Origin of the sequence: Priestia sp. BR_2 (assembly GCF_041954005.1) — a bacterium.
Lineage (GTDB): Bacteria > Bacillota > Bacilli > Paenibacillales > Paenibacillaceae > Paenibacillus_AQ > Paenibacillus_AQ lautus_A.
In genome coordinates, this window is record NZ_JAVFHM010000009.1 from 1 (window position 1) to 576 (window position 576).

Genomic DNA, 576 nt, shown 5'->3' on the forward strand with positions numbered 1-576 from the left:
GTGTGTATAACCTATAGAAAACTAGTTACTACAAAATACAAAGAAAAAACGCCACTTGCTCTAGTAAGTGGCGTTTTTTCTTTTAAAATATTTGAGTAAAAGCTACAATTAAAATCGTAATTCCGCTTATTAACGTTCCAAATTGACTCAATGTAAATTTCCCAATTTGAACATTTGCGGCTTTTTTCCCCACCATTACTCCTAGCCATACGGTGATAAAACTGCCAAAGGCTGATGTAAGCGAAATAGCTAAAGGTGATAAACCAAGTAAACCCGCTCCTAGACCGTTTGTAAGTGCATTTGCTGAAAGTGCAACACCTAGGACAATGCTTTCGATCCACCCAATATATCGTACGTTTTCTTGACCACTACTATCTAATTCATCACTTCCGTTATTTCTTTGGGATACAACTAATAAAATAATGCGAATCCCAATTAGCGTTAATAATACGACGGCTACAATAACATGGAACACTCCTGGCAAGATGGTTGAAATCCACCTGCCAAACGTAATTCCCACCATGCTAAAGAGGAAACAAATAGCCGCTATCAGTAAATTAGAAAGCCCTTTTATCC

Annotated in this window: 1 protein-coding gene; it reads right to left on the bottom strand. The window is 37.3% G+C overall.

The window, feature by feature from the left end:
• Nucleotides 1-82 precede the first annotated feature (82 nt).
• Nucleotides 83-574 carry a manganese efflux pump gene (locus RB298_RS00075; RefSeq protein WP_486045135.1) on the bottom strand — a complete coding sequence of 164 codons (492 nt, stop codon included), beginning with the start codon at nt 572-574 and terminating at the stop codon, nt 83-85.
• Between the last annotated feature and the right edge of the window lie 2 nt (nt 575-576).